Raw genomic sequence first — 21,495 nt, 5'->3', positions numbered from 1 at the left:
AGGTTACTCTCTCTATGACTCCCTCAATGACTCCCACGGGGACATCCAGCGCGCATCTCCTCCGTTCCCGCTCAGCTCAGGCCGCGCGGTTCACGCCTACCTGAAGCAGCCATGGAACCTGCTACATGTGCTTCCTTATCTCATCCACCATGTCGAGCCGCTCCCACGGCAGATCAAGCTCAGGCCTGCCGAAGTGGCCATACGCCGCCAGCTGCCGATATATCGGGCGCCTGAGGCGGAAGCCGTCTATGATCGCCTTTGGACGCAGGTCAAACAGCTTCTCGACGATGTCCTTGATGCGCCAGTCCGGCATTCCGTCTGCTCCTGTTCCCCTGGTGTCAACGGCGATCGAGACAGGTCGCGCCACGCCGATGGCGTATGCCACCTGAACCTCGCATTCATCCGCGACACCCGCTGCAACCAGGTTCTTCGCGACGTGCCTCGCGGCATACGCGGCAGACCTGTCGACTTTGGTAGGGTCTTTCCCGGAGAACGCTCCGCCGCCGTGCCTGGCCATGCCGCCGTATGTATCCACAATTATCTTCCTGCCAGTGAGGCCAGAGTCAGCAGATGGTCCGCCTTTCTCAAACCTTCCAGTGGGGTTCACAAGTATTCTGGTCTTCTTATCCATCATGCCCTCGGGAATAACGGTGCGGATCACCATGTCGGTTATGTCGGAGACTATGGTTTCATGTGGTACATTCTCCGCATGTTGGGCAGAGACCACCACGGTATCAACCCTCACAGGCTCGTTGCCAGCATACTCCACTGTCACCTGAGTCTTCCCGTCCGGCCTGAGGTAGGTGAGAATATCGGCCTTTCGGATTCGCGCAAGCTCCTTCGCAAGGTTGTGGGCAAGAGTGATCGGAAGGGGCATCAACTCTGGAGTCTCGCGGGTGGCGTATCCGAATATCATGCCCTGGTCGCCGGCGCCAGTCATCTCCAGCTCGTCGGCTGAGACCGAGCAGGCCCCAGTTCCGCTGCACGTGGACGCCGTCCGCACCTCAAGAGCTCTATCCACACCCATAGATATGTCCTGCGACTGCTCGCCGATGGTCACCAGCACCGCGCAGTTGTCGGCGTCAAACCCGTACTTCGCCCTTGTGTATCCGATCTCTCGGACCGTGTTCCTTACTATTGCCGGGATGTCCACATAGCACTTGCATGTGACCTCCCCCATAACGAGGACAAGCCCTGTTGTGGCGCACACCTCGCAGGCCACTCTCGCGCCTTGGTCATTTCCGAGCAGTGCATCAAGGACCGCGTCTGCAATCTGGTCGCACACCTTATCCGGGTGTCCCTCAGTGACCGACTCCGACGTGAAGAACCGTCTCTCTAACACATGAAGACCTCCATTTCAAAGGCTGGAGCGCCCCGTTCGCGCCGTGCGGCCCAGGGACTCCAGCCTACGCAGGGCGATACCTGTCCCTGCTATTGGCTGCATTCTCTGCTCATTACTTGCTCGCGGGGACTACCAGGCCAAGGATCTTCGAGGTCTGCATCACAGAGAGGAAGAACACAGCGCCAGCCGCCAGTTCGAGTTCCTCATTCGGCGTGAACACCCCGCCGAGTGCGCCCTCCTTGCCCATTATCCCGAACTTGCGCGGTGCATCCCCAATGGTCATGGGCACACTGGAATTGGCGGCCATGGCCGCCTGGTCCACGCCGAGGTTCACTGCCGCAGAGTCCATACCCTCCACTGGACCGATCTCGAAATCGACTCTCGCCCGTACGCCGGTTTTTGTGGGACGGACAGTCTCAACGATCTTCGCTGGAACGCCTGCGCCAGCTGCTATTACGAGCTTTCCCTCGCATATTGCATCCTGAACGACTTCGAACCCTATCACGTCCCCAGGCCTCGACTTGACTGAACTCACTCCGGTGGTGAGCTTCACCTTCACAAGAATGCCCTTAGGCAACAGAGCATACCCCACCTCTGGCTTCCCGCCAGCCATGGTGAGCCCCATCAGCGCATCTAACCTGCTCCCCACGGACCCCGGCGCTTGCTGCCCAAGAAGACGGGTCTCCAGATCAGCGAGGCAGGGCACAATCGGCCCATCAGATATGGCGCCGAACATGGTCCACTGGATAGCTCTGAGCTTGAACTTGATGTTCATCCCGCCTGCCCGGTCGCCTTGGATGAAGTTCCAGCACTGATTGAGCCGGTCCGGCAGCGTGCCGGCGCTGAGCTCGCCGAAGACCAGCCTCTCTATGGCCTCTAGGCGCCCGACTATTGAGCCTTCCTGCGCCGAACCGAACAGCAGGTTTTCCATGTTCATCAGTCGTTCAACAGGGCTAACGACGACCTCGGCGCACCGGCCTGGGCCAGCCGCGATCAATACTGCGATTGCGCAAACGAGTACTGCGAATCCCACTCTCGAAACTCTCATCAGGCTACCTCCCTGTTCTACTACGCCAGGGGGCCACCCCCCTAGAATTTGATGCTGACTCCGGCGGTCGCCAGGTTCTTATTTAGCTCGAGCACGCCCAGGTCTGCAAAGTCGATGAGCTTGTAGCCCACGTTGACCGATGAGTTCTCCATGAGCCTGTACCCGAAGTCGATGGAGGCGATGGTCCTGGTCGCGTTGGACCCTTGAAGCTTCAGTGACTCCTGCCCAAGCCAGCTGGAGAAGCCTCCTTCGTCATACAGGCCGGACTTGGTCCATACAGCGCCCGACGAAATCAGATCGCGAACCCTCTCATACCTGTATCCTGCCTGCAGAAAGGCAGAGTCGCCAAGGAGGAGCTTGTAATCGATGCCCAGCGACATGGTCGCCTGAAAGCTGTTCTGCTCCGCCCCAATCAAGTGGGGCTCCCGCCCATACAGCTCATAGCCTGCCCGAACTGTCAGTGAATCAGAGGCCGCAGGAACACCGACGGCACTGGCCACATCGGGCAGCGAGTACTTCACATCCACCGATGTGTACGTCTCGCGCCTGCCTGCGAGGTCGGCCGGCGTTCCGACATCAGTGACACGGTGCCCAACCGTCAGCCCTGCACCGTCCTTCTCGCCTATGGATACCCCAACCGATGTGGATGTGGCCTTCTCGCGGGACTTGTCGTCAGCAAAGAACTGCGCACTGACATTCAGCACATCGGACAGCTGCACACTCGTTGACAGATCGAATCCTGTTGCCGGCGGAGGCTCCTCAGCCTTGGGTTGCTGAGATTGGGGCTGCTGAGGACGGCTCGCAGCCTGGCTCGACAGCTCAACCGACAGCGTGCCTATTGGGCTCGGCACTCCTATTTGAACCTGCTTTCCAGGCTTGTCGTCACCGCTATCGATGGTCTTTCGAAGAAGGGCCTCCAGGTCGGCAAACTCTGCTGCCTGAGTTGGGCCCGCGAAGGCCTGCCGGTGCTCGGCAATGGAGTCGCCGCGAAGCGCCAAAGGCTGAACACCGGACTGGCCATGCGCGAAAGCCTGCAGAGGATTGAGAATGAGCCCAACTTCCTCCGTCAGGAAAAGGTCGGAAAGGCCGAGTATCCTACCAACTCGCCCCTCCGACGAGAGGCCGAATTCCCACATCAGATCGGAGATGAGGTTGGCTTGACGCCCAGTGAGAACAGGCTCAGCCCAAGTGGAGCTTGAAGAAGCGGCCACCCCCATCTGTTCGACTCCGTACAGAAGCAACGGCTGGGATTCCCCTGCTCTGGCCCCGTCTGAGATCGCGTTAGCGTTCCTGACCTGCGCTTGAAGCCTCTGGGCCAGCCTATGAACGCTGGTCGCCAGTCTGTCGACGGGAATAGGCGTACTGCTGGCGTACACGACCGCGTCTTCTGGATCAACTAGACCACCCGCAGCGAGTTCAGCGATGGCGCGGTACCGCCAGTCGCCGGGCAATACCAGAGGGGACGACGCCTGAATGCAGACGGAGAGAGAGACAACAATGACAGCAGCTGCCAGGATCACCGAGATTCTACTGGTCCAGGCAGCAAACTGGCTGCGCATGCGCCTTCCACCTCCATTCGTGCACGCATTCGTCCAGTATATATTCTTCGCCGCAGGCCCGATTCCTTCCCGACTACACTTGCTCGAAGTATCTGGCAGCAAGGATCTCGGCCACGTAGTCATCGTATGGCTCGGAAGGGGTCCTGAGCCCGTTCGGCAGGAGCCTTGCCAGCCCACGTCCTGGATGGTCTCGCAGATAGCGTTCGCGTGCTTCCATGGATGACCGGTGCTCATCTACAACCGCAACAACCAGATCCCGCCGATCAGAAAGGGCCTCGACCATGAGGGTTGAGCCGGTTCTGTCGCCAACCACTACTACCCGTGCACCGTGCTCCACTGCGAGTTGATAGACTCGGCTGACACAATCAGCAGCCGGAACCACGCACTTGGCAATGGTTCCGCGCTCCCGGGAGCACACCGCTATTCCCGCCTTTTCCCTTCCGGGGTCCACTGCCACAACCAGCCCTTCATCCATTCGCGCCACCCCCAGAATCCCACTTCCACAGTCTCCTCCACCATAACGAAATGCCCCGGGGAAGGCATGCCTTCCCCGGGGCTGCTCCGCTATCCCCTTAGAATGCAGTCTTCAAGGACAGGTCGACTATCCTCGCGCCGTAGTCCCGATACCCTGTCGCTGGCACATAGTAGACGTCCTTGACATCGTACTTGATGCTCAGGGTTGTGGACTTGTAGAGCGATTGAGCAAGAGCGAGTCCGTACTGGAAGTAGTCGCCTGAGGGTTTCACGCCGTTGTCGTAGGCACGAGACTCGTACGACGCCTTTCCAGTCAGAGTAGTCGAACTGGCTAGCTTCCAATCGAGATTGGCGCCAACCTGCATTCTGGAGTAGTTCTTGTCATCATCGGATGTTCCATAGGTTCTTCCGTATGAGGCGCCTGCGCCGAAGGTCGCAACGTCCTTCACAAGAGCAAGTTTCATGTCGGCTCCAGCGTTGTACTTGTAGTAGTCCTTGTAGCCGAATCCCTGTTCCCATGAGCCCTTCAGGACCAGCGCATCGCCGCCAACTGGAACCTCTGCGTTGGCGTATGCAACGTAGGCGTTGTCGTTTGCCTCAACATCGTGTTCCCATGTGAACCCGAAGTTGGCTGGTTTGATCGTGGCATCGAAGCCCAGGCTGGTGGTTGTACCCATAGAGACAGGCGTCGGCTTCACAACGTTCACCTGCTTCACTCCGCCCTTCAGAGTGACATCGGCGATAGCTAGCCTAAGCCCGTACTTGGCGTCTGCAGTCAACGTGGTCTTATCCGCAGCGATGTATCCCTCATCTCCCTCTTTGACCGCGCCGGCCGAAAGGATGACCCCCTTGATCGGGTCGGTGGTGACTGAGAGCCTCGCCACACTTGTGTCTGCCTTCACGTAGTCTGCATCCTCATCATCAGCGGTCTCCATGTACTTCGGAGCATATCCCGCAGCAACCTGCTCAACAGAGCCATTGATCGCCAGGATTCCGAACTTGGCGTCTGTCTGCAGTTTGTACGCGGCAGCCGGCGTCGCCATGGTCTTGTTTGCCCAGACAGACAGCTCTCCGCCGGCAGTCCATGCATCGCCAAGCCTCAGCGTGAAGTCTCCTCCGTACACATCCTCCAGCTTATCGAGTGTCGTGTCGCCCGACAGCGGGTCGTCAACAATACGGAACCACCTTGCACCAAGTTTCAGCATGTCGGTGGCCTGGTAGCTCGCGCTAGCGCCCATCAGGTGCTGATAGCCGCCGACCGCCAGGTCAGGATCGGCGATCTTCGCTATGGTCGCAGTGGCATTCAAGCCGCCGAGCGTGGTGTTCGCTCCGATGCCCTCAATCTTGGCATCAGCGAACTTGACAGCTCCGATCTGATACTTGGTATAATTGGCTGGCCTCGCGAGCTCGCCCGCAACGATCTTCGTCTTCGAGGACGGAGTCGTGATGGCGAGATCCAGGTCGCCATTGAAGAGCCCAACCGTCTGATGAGCAGCGCCGAATACGTCGGTCACAGCGGTAATGCCAACCGACACATCTACGCCCTTCTCAGGCTTGATATTGAGCGCCAGCTTCAGCTCGTTTTGAAGCTTCGATGTGGGCTGATACTGCTTGTTCGGATCGGCCGACGGAGCGTACGGATCCTTGTAGAACACAGCGCCAGGCGCGCCCTTCAGGTCGATGTCGAGGAATTTCACCTCATCGGCGCCAGTGAAGCGCACCCGATTCAGATCCGTCCATATGTTAGCTATCTGGGTGTCTAGCGAAAGGTCCTTCTGCTTGAGCTTGCCAATCTCCACGTCCTGCTCAGCGTCTTTCGCTTCGATGGCTGACACCGTGGACTCGACCTTGTAGTACATGTCGGCAATGTCCTTGGCATTCTGTGCCGCGAGAGCCTTGAGGGTCTCGATGTCGGCCTTCATGCCGATTGAGGCCTGTTCCTCCGCAACGAGGCGGGTGTCTATCGCAGCCGCCTGCCCGCGGACCTCTTCGATGGCCTTCTCGTTCTCCGAAACTGCCGCGCTAAGCACCGCGATCTCGGTCTTGGCCCCGGCAAGCTGATCCTCGAGTGCGGTCACCCGGACCCCGAGGGCAGCGAGTTCACGGCCGAACTCACTCTTCAGAGCATCGATAGCGGCCATGACTCCGAGGATCTTCGCATCTAGCTTGTCGATGGATGCGTATACCTCTTCCTTCGCAGCCCAGATGCCATCGTACAGTTCGCACATGAGATACGCGTTCTGCTCACCGAGAGCAAGGTCGAAATCGGAAGTCAGCCTCTCAATGGCCTTTTCCCGCTCATCCTTCTCGGCGTAGAGAGCATCGTAGAACGCCAGCATCAGTGACGCATTCTGCTCCGATAGAGCAAGGTCGAAATCGGAAGTCAGCCTCTCAATGGCCTTTTCCCGCTCATCCTTCTCAGCGTAGAGCGCATCGTAGAATGCCACCATAAGTGACGCATTCTGCTCCGATAGGGCCAAGTCTTGCTCTTCGGAGAGTTTGGCAAGGGCTGCGGCGTTCTCTTCCTTCGCCGCGTCAAGCGCATCGTAGAACGTCACCGCAAGCTCAGCATTCTGCTGAGACAGGGCAATCTCCACGTTCGAGGCCAGTTCTGCGATGGCCGCATCCTGGTCGGCCTTGGCTGCGTCGAACTTGTCGCACATCTGAGCGAGTTCAGCGAGCCTCGCGTAGACCTCGCTGAGGGTCGCCTTGGTTCTCTCCGCCAGCTGAAGCTCGAACTTGGCCGCCAGCTCAGCTACGGCCTTGTCCCTTTCGCTCTTCTCAACATCGAGAGAACCTCTGAACGACTTAGCGAGACCGTCAATCTCCGCAGTCAGTTTCCCTGCCTGCGCGGACTGGAGTTTCTCCATGGCCTTCTCGCGCTCGTCTCGCTCAGCAGCGAGAGCATCATAGAAGGTCATCGTGATAGCAGCCTGCTGCTCAGCGAGGGCAGTCTCATTCTCAGCGCTGAGAGCAGCCAGGGCGTCTATGCGCGCGCGCTCCTCTGCGAGGGTATGTACCGCGAGCAGGTCCTCCACGGCCTTCTCTCGAGCGGCAAGATCAGCAATGTGCTCCTTGCCAAGCTTATCGAGGTTAGCCGAAAGGGCCGCCACAACTGCCTTATCCTCGGCCACGGCCTTGGCGACTTCCTCGGCTGCGGCCTTGCTGATAGCGGCATCGTACGCCTTGGGATCCATATTGAGGGCCTCAAGTGCGGCGACTCTCTCCTCAAGCCTCTTGACCGCATCTTCCCAGCCTGTGCTGGTCTTCGCGGCAGCGTCGTTCATGGCTTTGGAGATGCCGGGCATCTGCGCCTCTAGGACAGCGATTCTTCCCCCGAGCTGACCCGCAGTCTGCTCAATAGCGGCTTTCACCTCAGGATCGGAAACTGACACAGTGTGGACCTCGATCCCAGGTATCGTCCCATCAGCCTGGCGCATCGCCAGAGCTGCCTTGATCGAGTCGATGTCGGCGCGAACCGCCGCATGGGCTGCTAGATTGTCGTCCGACAGATCGTTCACCCGCGCGTATAGCGCAGACAACCTGCTGTCGAACTCCGCCCACTGCGCATCGGTCATACCAGCGATCTTCTCCGCGATAATAGTCTCGAGAATCGTGGAGTCCGGCTGAGACGATGGCTGCAGCACCACCTGCTTCTCCGGATTCGTTGGGATAGTCACGACCGCCACGGGGCCGGATCCAGCTGGAGCGTCTTTCCTGAGCCTCGCCTCAAGCTCGGTCATTCTTGCGGCGATGTCCTTGTCGAGGTACTCGAGCGCCCGGGCCACCATAGCGGCGACCTCATACCTGTTAGCGCTCTGAGTGCCCTTGAAGGTCCCGTCAGGGTAGCCGGTGATCACCCCGAGGGCAGTAAGCATCCTCACCGCGTCAGCCGCCCAGTGGTTGTCCGCCAAATCCTTGTAGGGACCTGCGAACGCAGGCACCGCCAAGGCGACTACCAGGACGGTCGTGAGGAGGACAGCTAGGAACTTCTTCATCAAGCGATTCCCCCCTTAGTGATAGTAAACGCTAGACGCCTGCCCCCATCTGGCGCTGGCCCGAGTGGTCATGTTTCCTCAGGCTTGCACGTTGATCGGCGCGAGGCTCGTTGCGTACAGGTCCAGCTGGCGACGACTGGTTTCGGGAGCCCCCTTTCAGCCAGCTTCAATCGGAAAACCACGGAAACGCAGGTAATGTCGATACAGCATATCCTTATCAGATATTCTCCAAGGCAGCACTCAACTCCTTCACCGGGAGCGAGTTTTTTGCCCTCACCAGGCCAAGCTAGAGGCGCAATTGCTCACATGGGCTTGACGACGAGCTTGATCGATGGCGACATCTGGCTGCGCCAGATATCGCGCACTGCAACGGCCTCCACCAATTGCTTGGAGTTACGCTGGACCATGTTCATGATGGCCGATGTGAACTCCGAAATCGTGATCACCGTACCGATCTTGCCTTCCTCGTCACTTGCCATTCCCTCTGCTATGCACGCACTGTTCACAGCCTGCACCAACTCGAGCATGTCCTCTTGTATTCGGCTCGACCCGATAGACCCGTCGATAATCTTCGATGCGATCACCTCCTCAGCGGAGTAGATCTTGGCATCGGGAAGCACATGCAGGGACACAAGCAACGGCGCTTCGTACCATGAGTTCACGGGGGACATTGCCCGGAGAATCACTTTGGAATCGGATTGCGCAATCTTCTGGAGGGCGGCAACCACATTTGCCTCGTCAAACTTAAGCACGAATGGATCCCCACCCGGGTCATCGCTACTAGCGCCTCGCCTCACTGCGATCTCGTTCACCTTCAGCAGGAACCCGTTGAACTGGTTCTCAATGGCGTCGCGACGCTGCGAGCAGTCAATCGTCGCTCCGAGAATCACCTGATCGGCGCGGAAAATGACCTGTCCCATGAGCGCTGTCTCCTTGGTTTCGAGGAGCCTGGCATTAAGCTCGATGAGAGCGCGGACATTCATGTCGAGATCACTGACCTCTGCCTGCAGGCGCGCCTGCTCCGAGGATAGCGCCGCCACATCTCGCTCCAGGTCGGATTTCTCTGCCTCAAGCCCAGCGACATCCCCTCGAGCCTGGCGAAGATCGGCGTTCGCCTTGCCGAGGCCAGCCGATGCCTGTGCGAATCTGGCTTTCACATCTTCGAGTCGGCCTTCAGATTCCGTGAGTTTCGCCTGTACTCCTGAGAGTTCCTTACGCGCCTTCGCCTTCTCTGCAACCGCTTCGGAAAGCTCCGAGTTGACCACGTCGAACTGGCTCTCTAGGTTGTTGTACTCATCGGCAATCTCCTTGACTCTGGTTGAGAGGGCGTCGGCCTCAGCACGCTTCGTCTCCAGATCTGAATGGGCAGTGGAGAGAGCGTCCTGAATCTCCTTGATCCGGAAAAGAGCAGTGCGGACATTCTCAGATGCGAGAGTGAGTACGAACAGCGTGCATGCTGTAATGACCACACCAGTGATCACTGCGACTATAATGGAGGTGTACTTAGGCCTGAGCCCGAAGATCGAGAGCCTCTTGCGCCCAACCTTCATTCCAATACGGTCTCCAGCGTACGCGATGACTCCGCCAGTGACAGCCAGAACCAGTATCAGCGCCATACCGGGCACTTAGCAACCCTCCCGGGCAGGGCTAGATCTAAAGCGTGAACCGTTCGCCCAGATAGAGCCGTCTCGCAGTCGGATCGTTGAGGATTTCGCGTGCAGATCCCGAAACAAGTATCCGGCCCTCGTGCATTATGTAAGCACGATCCACTATGGCCAGCGTGTCGCGGACGTTGTGGTCGGTGATCAGCACACCCAAGCCCGCGCGTTTGAGCCTACCTACAATCTCCTGGATTTCTCCGACTGCTATCGGATCAATGCCAGTGAATGGCTCATCGAGAAGGATGTATGACGGAGACGCGGCCAGCGCCCGCGCGATCTCCACCCGTCTTCTCTCTCCGCCCGAGAGGGTCAAGCCAGTCTGCCGCCGTATCCTCGCCAGATCGAAGTTGGAGAGCAGGCGCTCCAAATCTGCGCTTTCCTGAGTTCGAGCAACCCCCGCCAACTGGAGAACTGCTCGAAGATTGCTCTCCACCGAGAGCCCGCGAAACACCGACGGTTCCTGCGCGAGATAGCCCAATCCGAGCCTCGCTCGCCTCCAGACAGGGCAGTCGGTCACATCTACCCCATCGATTGCAACAGAACCGGAATCAGGCGACTCAAGGCCGACTATCATGTAGAAGGTAGTGGTCTTGCCAGCGCCGTTCGGTCCGAGGAGGCCGACGACCTCACCGCGCTCAAGCGCTATACTGGCGCCGTCGACGACCCGGCGACGGCCATACGCCTTGACCAGCTGATCACCGCGAATGCCCAAATGCCGAACACTCCCACCGGCTGTGACCTGCTCCGTGCAGATATCGCCATTCGCCCCATGTAATGACGCTAATAGGTGCAGTTTGGTTCCCTCGTGGAGCGCGCAATCCGGCCATGTTATGATCTCTTTCGACAGATGAACAGGTCTCACCTGCACAAGCAGGCCTGGAACATGCCCGGGGTTTCCTGGGATGAGTCTTGTAAGCGGGATGGGGTTGGATATATGCGGCCTAGCCCTGGCCTGGGCCAGCTAGACTGGCCGGTGAGCTCGGACCAGTGATGAGATGAATCTGATTGGCGAATCTGCCAGAGGCGCCAGGGCCGCCCACGGCCTCCCTCAGCTCGCGGCCGATCTTGTCGCGACGCGCAGGATCGCCGAGAAGCCCAACAGAGGGTATCGCTACGTCTTCGGGCCCTATCTCCCCGGCCACCTCCGGAGTCACCATGCGTCCGGCCTTGATGTTCGGAATGGTGAAGAACTTCGACGAAGCAGCGGCATGCTTGTACGCGCTGCTCCTAATGGCGTCGCCGATGAGAGGGACTGACGACAGAAGGCCCCCAAGCCCACCGAGTGTCATAGCGTGAGGAAGATTGGAGGGGATAACCGCGACATAGGCGACACCGTTGGCTGCGAGTTCAGTGCAGATGGGACCTGGTGTGCAGATGGCCAGATCCGAGGCAATTGTGGTTTCCTGCCGCGCGGATGTCTCGATGCGCACCCTGATTCCCTCTGATGTTACGGCCTCAATGGGGCCAGCATTCTTCTCTACCACTGCAGAGGATCTCTCAGGCCTGGATTTGCCCCGCGGAATGGCAAAAAGCCGCTCCAGAGATGATGTGCCCACGAAAGGGGAGAGGGGCATGATGAACTTCACACCCCGCTCAACCCTGGAGAGGAGCTCTGCAGTCCTGAAGAGGAAGGGCGCCATAGCGGAAACCTCTGATGGCCGAAGCCCAGGATATAGCCCGACGAGGCGATCGTCCTCGCCAATTCCCAACCGGGCTCTGGCCTCATTCCGGCTTACACTCAACGCCGCGCTGTCTGCAGTGAGGTTGCCAACGGGCCGCACCTTTTCAGCAGGAGCCCCACTCGCGATGAGAGAGGCCTGTGCCCGTTCATCCTCAACTAGATACAGAGCTACGGATCTAGCTGGAGGGATCGCCTTTGAGCAATATGTAACCAACGGATAGTGAAGTCGCCTGCTCAGGCAGGCGGCCCAAGTCATGCCGCCTCCGAGGTGAACTACGACTCCTGACCCAGATGCCGCGAAACCCGGTGGCCGGATTCCAGTGGCGAGATATCTCACGAACTCCGAAGGCGGCACAGCACGCCTCACCCCCGGAAACGACGATGCGACCCGTGCCTCTCGCCCGGTGGCGCGTGAGACGGGCGCAACGAAAACCCACACATCAGCCGCAGGATAGGCTCTACGCACCATCTCCACTGCAGGCCTGGCGAGTCCCAGCGTATCTCCGGGTCCGCCTGCCACCAAGATCATATCCACTGCGCGTCACACTCCATACCCATGCACACGAGGATTTCTACAGCCCAGCGCGTTCTCCTTCTATTGCCCCTCGAGGTAAGATAGGCAGCCAGCGTACCTCGCACCAAGTCGGGATTCGGGCGACACCAGAACCTTGTCGGGCGGACCCTCCTCCACTACGGCGCCGTGCTCCATCAAGATGACCCTGTCGGCAACTCGGCGAGCGAAGCTGACTTCGTGCGTAACTACCACCATGGTCACCTCCAGGCGATCTATCAGCCCCTCGATAAGCTTCAGCGTGTCAACTACCAGGATGGGATCAAGAGAGGCAGTGGGTTCATCCCACAGCACCAATCTGGGTCGGCCTGAAATCGCGCGGGCTATGGCCACCCGCTGCATTTCTCCGCCTGACAGCTCGGTCACCTTTGCTGACGAGCGGTCTTCCATACCCACTCCTTCCAGAGCCGCGATCGCCCATGATTGGGCCACATCTATGCCGGTCCCAGCCATCACGGCGGGAAGCATCACGTTCTGAAGCACATTCAGCCTGCCTATGAGGTTGGACCGCTGAAACACGAACCCGGTCTTTCTCCGGAACTGGCGGAGTTCCGACTCTGACATATCCAGCACCGAATTGCCCTGCCACAGTATCTCGCCTGAGTCCGGTCGTGAAAGCGCGATGATGCTCCTGAGAACCGTGGATTTCCCACAGCCTGATGGCCCCATGATCACAGCTGTCTGACCTTCTTCAACATCCATGCTGAAGCTTGCGAGCGCTATCCGATGGCCGAAGGAGCGCGTCAGTCGGCGCATGCTGAGCATCAGTGTCCACCTCCCATCCAGTTTGATCCACTGCTCCCTCATCGTCCACGCCGCCTATACTCTGCACAAATCCGTCGGGGAAGGATCCTGCGAATACCAGCTGCGACCTGTTCAGAAGGGAGATAACGCCCGGCTTGCCTGCTGGGAGGATTACCTCGCGCAGAATCGCGGAGGGGTTCATGCCCAGTGCTGCGCAGGCCTCGATCTCGTCCGCGTTCACCGGGGATACGCGCATCGCCATCATCGCCACCGTCGCACCGGTCGCCATTCCGACAACGGCAAGAGCAGGTCGCCCCAGGGATGCTACGGAAGCGCCGGCGATGAATGAGATGGCCCACAGGGTCACGCCGCCGATCGTGGCGCCGTACAGACAGCCCGCCACTCCCGGCGCCGGCCTCCCGCGCCGTCGGTCTCCCATGTGCGCAGCCGTGGATATGATCGCCGCGTGGTCGAACACCAGGGACATAATGGTGATTCCCAGAGCTGTCATTCCAGCCACTGTGCTCCTCACTGAGCCTAGGAGCGTTCGGACTTCGGATCTCACTCCCGGCTGAACTACCCCTGCTGGCAACGCATAGGATGCTGCCGCCGATGGGCCCGCCGCAAGCCGGGAGAGCTTGGTCAATTCCTTCGATGAGACGTCCGAGATCACAAGAATCTGAAGCCTGCCAACAAATTCCCGCTGCTCCTCCACTAGCTTATCTATGAGCTGAATCGAGCCATCAGCTTCATCGGGAGATAGCTTTGGGATGGAGTCTCTCATCTCTCTCACCTTCGCGGCTATCGATTCTACGTCCACCGCAGAGGCCACAGAGAGGTCTTCTCGCGCCGCCTCCACCTTATGCCGAAGGCCCGTTGCATCAAGCTCCTGCAATGTCCTGAGAATCCCAGATGCAGCCGTCGACATGTCGTTCAGGACGGCCGCCACTCCTCCGGCGCCATTTGCCGCAGAGCGGATCAACTCGAGCTTCCGCGCGAAGGAATCGAGCCTGCCCTCCCACAGCTTCAGGTTGCCCATCAGAGGATCGTACCTCGTGGTGAACAGGGATACTGCCTCCGCAGTCTCGCGTAGCCTCGCGATCTCCGCAATGGCCTTGTCGGTCAGTTCCACAAGTGAATCAATGGCCTCCGGGTCGATCCGGAGCGGACTGGGCTCGCCGACACCGATCCTTTCAAGTGCACGCTGCAGGCTGATCAGGGAATCCAGGGCCTTCTCATACTCGGCCAGCGCCTTCTCAGAGCTCTCGGCTGCAACCAGTGCACCCTGCACCGCCCTGTGGAAGTCAGAAAGCAGTTGTTCTGCCTCGTCAAGAGATGATGAGAACTCAGTTGCCTTTGGGCCCCACGTTTCCAGGAACCCCCGCATCTTCTGAAGAGTAGATGCTAATCTGGACGAGTCGTCTATGGCTGCATCGGGCGTGACGTCGTGCACCTCCGCATCTGACAGTCCGTGATGTGTTCCACTGGACGCGCCACTGGACGCGCCGCGCCTGATCCCATCCAGAAGTCCACTCCGGGCTGGACTGCCCGGGAGGAGCGCCTCGCTCCCCGGGGCCATTCTGATGTCGACCACTTGTCGCCTGCTGAGGAGCGCCTCCGCTGTCCGGCCAGCCGACTGAGCCGACTCGGGCGAATCGCACACAAGATGGATCTCGCCGCCTGCTTGCACAGTGAACAGGACCCCATCGATCTTCTCAAGCTCAGGAGTGATCAAGGGAGCCACCCCAGGCCCCACTCCGCTCACTGTGATCTTCGGCTCCATCACTACTGTGTACCCAACGTATCCCGGGATTTCCGCTGCGACGCGGACGAGCCGATCAAATGATTCGGCATTCTTTTCCGGCAGCGCCACAAGAAAATTCGAGCGCGACAGGACTGTCACACCCTCTTTCACCCGCGCTCCCGGCAGTTCCCGGGGGATGTCAGATTCAATTGCGCGGGCAGCCTCACGCCGGACCTCGGCCCTTACATGGACAACCATGTCGTACTCCCCATCTTCGCCGAGGACGCCCGAGACTGCGCGGCCGAAGAACCGGTCTGCGCCGTTCGATACAGCAAGCACTGCGCCGGACCCGACAATGATCGTCACAAGGACTGCGGCGATCACGTCTCGGACGAACCCATCGCGCAAAAGGGCGAACATGCAGCTAAACCCCCTATTCACGGAGATTATAGCATGTTCGCCCCACTAGTATGTCGGGGAATTCCTTGGTTTACTGGTAGGATAGTCGAGGAGCTAGTCCTTGATCACGAATGTGATCTCCATTCCCTTGCCTTCGGCCTCAATTGCCTCTTTGTCAGTGTGTAGGCTGGCTTTATCACACTTGATGGTCTCGCCGTCTCCACCCTGAATAAACACAGAACCAGTCAACACGAGGACCTTCTGGGCGTTGGAATAGGTCGCCTTCGCAGACTGCGCCTTCTGCTTATCCACGGTTATGCTCACGGGCCCGGTGGCAGTGAAATCCTGAGTGATAGTGGAGATGTCCAGATACGCACAGGTCATCACGATCGTCGACACCTTGGCCTTCCCGGATGAGTCCTTCTCGGCCTGCTGCTCCTTCTTCTGAAGCTTCACGTTTCCAGTCAGCACAGCGGTCTCTTTCTTAAGGTCAGCATCCATGGCGTCGGAGCCGAGTGTGACATCGCCCTGCACCAGCGTAACGCCGCCTGTGAGATGCGCCTTACCTGCTCCCATGTTAACAACTGCTCGCTGGGCGGTGATCACAGTGTCGCCGTACTCGATCTTTACACCGCCCTCCAGCACAGTGTCTCCATTTGCCCCCTGGTAGGTCGTTCTCCCACTGTCCCCCAGCCGCACTATGACATCCTTGTTAGCTGCAGCAGCGGGAAGTGACGCCACCACACAGAGCAGCGCCATCATCAGAAATCCCCCGAGTCTGCGCCATGCCATCTCGCTCGCCTCTCCTCTCATCCCAGTTCTACTCATCAGAACTCACCCGGAATGTGATCTCCGTCGCGCCCTCTGCCTCTACCGACCCGGTGTCCGGGTTGATACGCATTTTGGCGCTCTTGATGGTCACTCCCGATCCCGGCCCCGAGTTCCCCTCGTCGACATGCACCTCGCCCTGTGTGAGTATCTCGGAGGACCTGACATCAATCTCAAGGGAGGAGGCGGCGGCCTCGCCATTGGCTGTGTGAAGTCTCGCCGGGCCGGGCACTATCACCATGGATCTAGCAGGGTCCCATCTCACCTCATCAGCCTCAAGCAGGTCGCGTCCGCCGCTGCCCACCTTGACTCCACCCATGAGGCTCAGCATCCCAGTAGAGGAGTCCAGAACACCCCGGCCCGCACTGAAAGCGTAATGGGCCTCGCCCGTCCGATATAGCTCGCCCTCAGTGATTTCGTCAAGCCTGGTCTGAGATCCCCGCGCACCTGCCTCCACCCTGGCTGCCGACAAGGTCCAGATCCGCTCGCCGGCCTCTCTGCCCTCAACCTGAACACCCTTGAAGACCAGGTCAGGTCGTATCAAGCCTTGGCTCACATCTGGCCCATCACGAGCGGGTGAAGGCCTGTGAACCACGAACGCATACACATACACGCAGGCAATGGCGACCGCCGCCAGGACTGCTGCAGTTCGGGCCAGCTTCAAGCTCACAGCAGGCCGCCTCCTTCTCCATGATCAGAACAGGCTGGGCTGGCTCAGGATCACGCCATCCTCTCCTAGCCCGAAACCTAGGGATTGCCCTGGAAATGCCTTGATCCGGAAGTCCAACCACACTCTGCGGGATGTGTATTCGTACAGCAGCGAAATCTCCCTGCAGTGCAGATCGCGGGTCACTCCGATATCTCCCCTGATCAGGCCGCCCTTGGCCACATCATACACCGCTGCCCAAGCAAGCCGGTAGTCGGAGCTGAGTTTCATGTTCGCAGAGGATTCCACCCTTGCAAGCTTCCCCGTGATGAAACTGTAGCTCGCAGCGGCCTTGAAATCCAGATCCGGATTGGGCTGCACCACTACCCTTCCAACAAGAGATGTGGGCTTCCCCGTGGAGATGCTGTACGACCCCGACAGGTCCGCCGCTATCCCACCACCCAGATCCACCCTGGCAGCGGCTGTGAGGCTATCGTAGGTGTGGGTCCGAAAGTCGTAACCGCTGGAGAGGGTGAGCCTGAGCGGACCCTTCACGGCGGTAAGATTCGCAGCAAGCCTGCTCGTCTCCGCCATTCGATCGAACATGAACGGAGACGCTCCGATCACATCGGTCTTGTTGTACGTTATCCTCAGTGTAGATCCTTGCACCGGGGCAACGTAGGCGCCGATGGTGTAGCCTGCAGCTCCTCGTGCTCCGTACCCCTCATAGAGGCTGAACACTCCTCTGGCAGTCGCATCCACGCTGAGGCCCTGAGTGAGCTTGCGCGAGTCCATTCCGAGAGTTAGCTCGGCCTCTCCTTTTCCAGCCGTAATATCCGATCTGACTCCATTTCTTATCGCGTCCTCAGTGTACCGCCCATAGACCATCTTTACGCCCATTCTCAGCGGAGTATTTGGAATCTCCAGCCGATCCGCCTTCACCGTGATTTCGGGAAGCCTCTGTAGCGCCTTCCACGGAGGCGGTGGCGCGTTCGAGCCATCCTGGCTTGAGTCATCGTCGATCACAACTTGGGATTGGGCCAGGCCCGTCACGGTAATCGGCCCGAATGCCCTATCCGCCTGCACTCTGTAGTTGAGCACATTGCGCACCACAGAATCCCCCGCAGTCTGGCGCCTGAATGAAGCGTCGGCGTTGAGCCTGACAGAGAGCGGCTGCGGCAACGTGGAGCTGTGCTTGAGGATCAGAGTAGTGTTTGAGGTATCCGATACCGACTCGAGCTGGGTGGTGTTCCAGGTCAACGCAGTTGCCGACCCAGATGCTTGCCTGTGCAAACTGAGTCCATAGGTCCTCTCCAGGGCAGGCAACCCGGCTGACGTTGTGAAATCCCTGAATTTCAGCTCCGCCTTCGAGGATACATCGAATGGGAGCGACACGGCGTGGGTCAGCTCGACTGTGGTGTCGAGCCGGTCCGAGTTGATGTTCCAGAGCCCGTAGAGATACCCTGTGAACTCGCCTATCTTGCCAAGGTTGATCCTCTGACTGACGCCAGCCGCAGGCCCTAGCAGCTGATAGTAGTCGGCATACAGAGACCCCGTGGCATCATCATTGATCCTGTAGTTGAACTTGGTCTTGATGTACCAGCCTTCCGCAGCTCCGTACCCGATTTTCGGAAGCTCGAACCTCTCATCCTCTTTGAGCGGAATAGTAAGGTGGGGAAGCGACAGGAGTTTGACCTTCCCTTCGTAATAGGCCACTCCATGTAGGACGATTCTGCTGTCTACGTAGATCTCCATTCTCTCGGCGACCACCTTATAGTGGGGGTTGTCAAGATCACACGTGGTTACGGCGCCGTCAGAGAGGCGAACGTAGCTGTCCTTCCTCTCCAACTCCGCGCCTTTCATGTAAAGGAAACCGGTGACCTTCTCATCGCGGATCTTTGCCCACGCGTTGCCTGCAATTACGTCCCCGGTGGAGACGTTGTAGGTCACAGTATCGCCTCGGAGTTCCTCATCGTTCCGGATTACCACAACGTTGCCGCGTATCACCGCAATGTTGTCCTTTAGATCGAACTCCGCGCTATCCCCGGTTATCTTCGTGTCTTTGAATGATATCTTCACTTGCCCCGAGATTACCCAGATCCCTGTGGCGCCATCGAACGACAGCAAGGTCCCGCGCACGTCGATTGGGAAATCCGCCGCCCTCGCAGCCGAAGGCGCAATGGCGACAAGAAGCAGCGCACCGAGGAGGATAGCAGCCATCGGAATGCGCCGCCGCGCACGGAAGCCGCGCACCTTATCAACTGAAAATAGCATGGCGAGGCCTGCTGCCAGGAACAGGATGTTAGGGAACCATGCGGCCAGAAGTGGAGGGACCGTCCCTTGGGATGCCAGCGATCTGGCGATGGCCTGCACCACATAGTACGCAAGCGCCAGCACAGCCGCTGCCACCACTCCGAAGTAGCCGCCGCCTCGCCGAGGAGATTTGGTAATGAGCGGCGCCCCGATAATAGCGAACACCAAGGCCGCCACGGGCTCTGCCGATTTCAGGTGGTAATCGATCCGCAGCCCGGAGACTTTGATGCCACTCCGTTCGAACAGGTCGATGTTCTGCTTAAGCTCTCGCCTGCTCATCTCCTGAGGAGTCTTCTGGTTCGCAACAAACTGGTCGAACGTGTTGTCCATCTTGATATCCAAGCTCTCGAAGGACATTGACATGCTGACGCGCCCTCGTGAATCCAGTTGGTGGATGGCGCCGTCAGTAAGCAGCCAGGAAAGCCCGGATATGCGACCTGACATGGCTGTCACTATCCGAGGGAATTCGCCGGAGTTGGTTTCATACACCATCACACGTTCCATGAGCCCGCTCGCGGGATCAGCCTTGCCAACATAGACGAACCTGCCCTCCGGCGCCTTGAAAAAGACGTCCTGTTCCACATTGGGCATGACGTCCTTCAGGATCATCTGCCTAACGATGTTCTCCGATTCATGAGTCGCCCATGGCACTACGGAATCCCCTAGCCAGAAGCCGATTCCACTCACAACAGCGCCAACGGCAATCAGCGGCAGCACAATCCTCGCGAAAGGGGTTCCGATGGCGCGCATGATCGAGAGCTCCGAATCGCGGCTGAGGCGACCCAGGCCCAACATGACCGCCAGGAGCACAGCAACTGGCAGGACCTGAGCGACTATCCCAGGCAGACTGTATAAGAGCATGCGCATCACCGCGAGCGCAGGGACGTGTGTCTGGATGATCAGATCCATCAGCCAGAAGAGCTGGCCGCTTAGCATGATGATTATGAACGCCGAAACAGACAGGATGAACGGCCCTACAAACTCGCGGATGACGTAACGGTCGAGAATCCTCATCCAGTTGACACCTCGCTAGAACGCAACTTCCACCCCCAACTGGTGAGTGCCGCCCAGGGCTCCGCCGAGGAATGCGTAATCAGCACGAAATGGCCCGGCTGTCAGGCCGGCGCCGAGGGTCAGTGCGCCCCAGGAGAATCCTGGGCTGAACCCGTAGCACCCCAGGCGCAGAGCGAGATTATCCCCTACCAGTCTCTCGAATCCGGCCCTTCCGCTCGGGCGCCCCCATGCCCCGACCATATCGTAAACATCAATGGTAAGAAGGCTACGGTCATCTGGCCTGATAGCGAGGCCCGGTCTGATATTGGCGGCCGACGAACCTGCTGATAGATCCTGGATGAGCAGCCCGGCGCTGAGCTTCGGAGTAAGCCGGTACATGACGCCGATATCGAACCTCAGCCTCGTGGATGGGGACTCCGGCTCAAAGGACACTGCCTCCATTCTCACGCTGCCGCCGATGGCGAGTTGATCGTCGATGGCCCGGGCAGCCGACGCTACTGCCCAATCCTCTCGGAGAACACCGGCGCCGGCAGCGACTGTGGAGAGGACATAGCCCAAGCCCACACCCCACCCCTGAGCCAGAGGTGAGCAGAGAGAAACGAAGAGGTCGTAGTTGTAGGTGCACTTGTTGTTGAGGGTGGCAGTAAGCCCTGCATCCCCCGACTTAAGCCAGGCAAGGCCCGCGGGGTTCCAGTACACTGCGGATGAGCCCTCCGCCATGGCCACAAATGCCCCTCCCAGGGCCATCGGACGCGCTCCGACGCACGCTGACACTTCCCCATTCCCCTGGAGCAGCATCAATGCGAAGATGGCGGTGAACATCGCGGAGATCATCCTACTAGTACTCATCTACGCCACCCCCATCGCTGCTCTCTAGAAGAATGGGGAGACGCCAAGCGCGCCTCCCCATACGATTTCCGGAACGACACGCCTTCCTACTTGGCGCCGCCCTTCTTCATCACGGCGTCGGTAATGTCGATTCCACCGAGATGCACAACGTTGAGGTCGAGGACGACGTTGACGCCCTTCTCCTTAGCAACAGCCGCAATGGCATCCTTGAGGGACTTGGTAGCCGGCTCAAGCTGCGTCTTGGCATAGTCGTTGTACTTCTTGTTGTACTGGTCGAGGAGAACCTTCTGGGTCTCCTCGTCTTGATTCTCGGCCTTGGAGTTCAGTTCCTTCTCCAGTGTAGCCTTCTGCTTGGAGATGTTGTCCCAGGCTGCCTTCAGTGCGGGAAACTCGCTGTTCAGCTTGGGGCCATCTATCTTTCCGATCACGACCGGCTCAGGAGCGGCCGAGGAGACTGCCAAGTTCATGAGACCGGCGCCTGCGCCGATGACAACTGAGCAGATGAGCATAGTAACAAGGGTCTTCGGAAGGTTCTTGAACATTCGGTTCATCCTTTCTTTCTGAGCTCCAATTCATCACAAGCAAGGCAGGCGCCACGGCGTCGCGGCGCCTACCCATTATACA

15 protein-coding genes are annotated in these 21,495 nt (G+C 59.0%); all 15 read right to left on the bottom strand.

Annotated features, from left to right (window positions below; genetic code table 11):
• Positions 1 to 121: 121 nt before the first annotated feature.
• The 15 genes from metK to VB144_15105 all read right to left on the bottom strand — a co-directional run bounded on the left by metK (position 122) and on the right by VB144_15105 (position 21,413).
• Complete coding sequence (gene metK, locus VB144_15175; protein MEA4884968.1) at positions 122 to 1,342, bottom strand: methionine adenosyltransferase; 1,221 nt, start codon at positions 1,340 to 1,342, stop codon at positions 122 to 124.
• 112 nt (positions 1,343 to 1,454) lie between these two features.
• On the bottom strand, positions 1,455 to 2,390 hold the full coding sequence (locus tag VB144_15170; protein ID MEA4884967.1) for a hypothetical protein: 936 nt from the start codon (positions 2,388 to 2,390) through the stop codon (positions 1,455 to 1,457).
• 41 nt (positions 2,391 to 2,431) lie between these two features.
• A complete protein-coding gene (locus VB144_15165; protein MEA4884966.1) occupies positions 2,432 to 3,949 on the bottom strand; it encodes a hypothetical protein in 1,518 nt (505 codons plus the stop codon).
• A 73-nt stretch (positions 3,950 to 4,022) separates the two neighbouring features.
• Entirely contained in the window at positions 4,023 to 4,424 is a 402-nt protein-coding gene (locus VB144_15160) for a pre-16S rRNA-processing nuclease YqgF (GenBank protein ID MEA4884965.1), read from the bottom strand.
• Between the two features lie 97 nt (positions 4,425 to 4,521).
• On the bottom strand, positions 4,522 to 8,421 hold the full coding sequence (locus VB144_15155; GenBank protein ID MEA4884964.1) for an S-layer homology domain-containing protein: 3,900 nt from the start codon (positions 8,419 to 8,421) through the stop codon (positions 4,522 to 4,524).
• A gap of 302 nt (positions 8,422 to 8,723) precedes the next feature.
• Positions 8,724 to 10,037, bottom strand: coding sequence for a DUF3084 domain-containing protein (locus VB144_15150; protein ID MEA4884963.1), 1,314 nt, complete (start codon positions 10,035 to 10,037; stop codon positions 8,724 to 8,726).
• A 37-nt stretch (positions 10,038 to 10,074) separates the two neighbouring features.
• The gene (gene lptB, locus VB144_15145; GenBank protein ID MEA4884962.1) at positions 10,075 to 10,794 is read right to left on the bottom strand and encodes an LPS export ABC transporter ATP-binding protein; all 720 of its coding nucleotides are present in this window, start codon (positions 10,792 to 10,794) and stop codon (positions 10,075 to 10,077) included.
• Positions 10,795 to 11,023: 229 nt separating this feature from the next.
• Positions 11,024 to 12,298, bottom strand: coding sequence for a hypothetical protein (locus VB144_15140; protein MEA4884961.1), 1,275 nt, complete (start codon positions 12,296 to 12,298; stop codon positions 11,024 to 11,026).
• A gap of 60 nt (positions 12,299 to 12,358) precedes the next feature.
• A complete protein-coding gene (locus VB144_15135; protein ID MEA4884960.1) occupies positions 12,359 to 13,099 on the bottom strand; it encodes an ATP-binding cassette domain-containing protein in 741 nt (246 codons plus the stop codon).
• The gene (locus VB144_15130; protein MEA4884959.1) at positions 13,026 to 15,242 is read right to left on the bottom strand and encodes an ABC transporter permease; all 2,217 of its coding nucleotides are present in this window, start codon (positions 15,240 to 15,242) and stop codon (positions 13,026 to 13,028) included. Before VB144_15130 ends, VB144_15135 begins: the two co-directional genes overlap by 74 nt.
• A gap of 93 nt (positions 15,243 to 15,335) precedes the next feature.
• Positions 15,336 to 16,049: an LptA/OstA family protein gene (locus VB144_15125; protein MEA4884958.1), complete on the bottom strand. Its 714-nt coding sequence runs from the start codon at positions 16,047 to 16,049 to the stop codon at positions 15,336 to 15,338.
• Positions 16,042 to 16,719: an LPS export ABC transporter periplasmic protein LptC gene (gene lptC / locus VB144_15120; protein ID MEA4884957.1), complete on the bottom strand. Its 678-nt coding sequence runs from the start codon at positions 16,717 to 16,719 to the stop codon at positions 16,042 to 16,044. Before lptC ends, VB144_15125 begins: the two co-directional genes overlap by 8 nt.
• 24 nt (positions 16,720 to 16,743) lie before the next feature.
• Positions 16,744 to 20,022, bottom strand: coding sequence for an LptF/LptG family permease (locus tag VB144_15115; protein ID MEA4884956.1), 3,279 nt, complete (start codon positions 20,020 to 20,022; stop codon positions 16,744 to 16,746).
• A 15-nt stretch (positions 20,023 to 20,037) separates the two neighbouring features.
• Complete coding sequence (locus VB144_15110) at positions 20,038 to 20,871, bottom strand: hypothetical protein (protein MEA4884955.1); 834 nt, start codon at positions 20,869 to 20,871, stop codon at positions 20,038 to 20,040.
• Between the two features lie 86 nt (positions 20,872 to 20,957).
• Positions 20,958 to 21,413: an OmpH family outer membrane protein gene (locus tag VB144_15105; protein MEA4884954.1), complete on the bottom strand. Its 456-nt coding sequence runs from the start codon at positions 21,411 to 21,413 to the stop codon at positions 20,958 to 20,960.
• Between the last annotated feature and the right edge of the window lie 82 nt (positions 21,414 to 21,495).

This window comes from Clostridia bacterium (assembly GCA_034926675.1).
Lineage (GTDB): Bacteria > Bacillota > DTU025 > DTU025 > DTU025 > JAYFQW01.
Note: the sequence above shows the minus strand (reverse complement) of the source record. Positions and strands in the feature narration are given on the sequence as shown.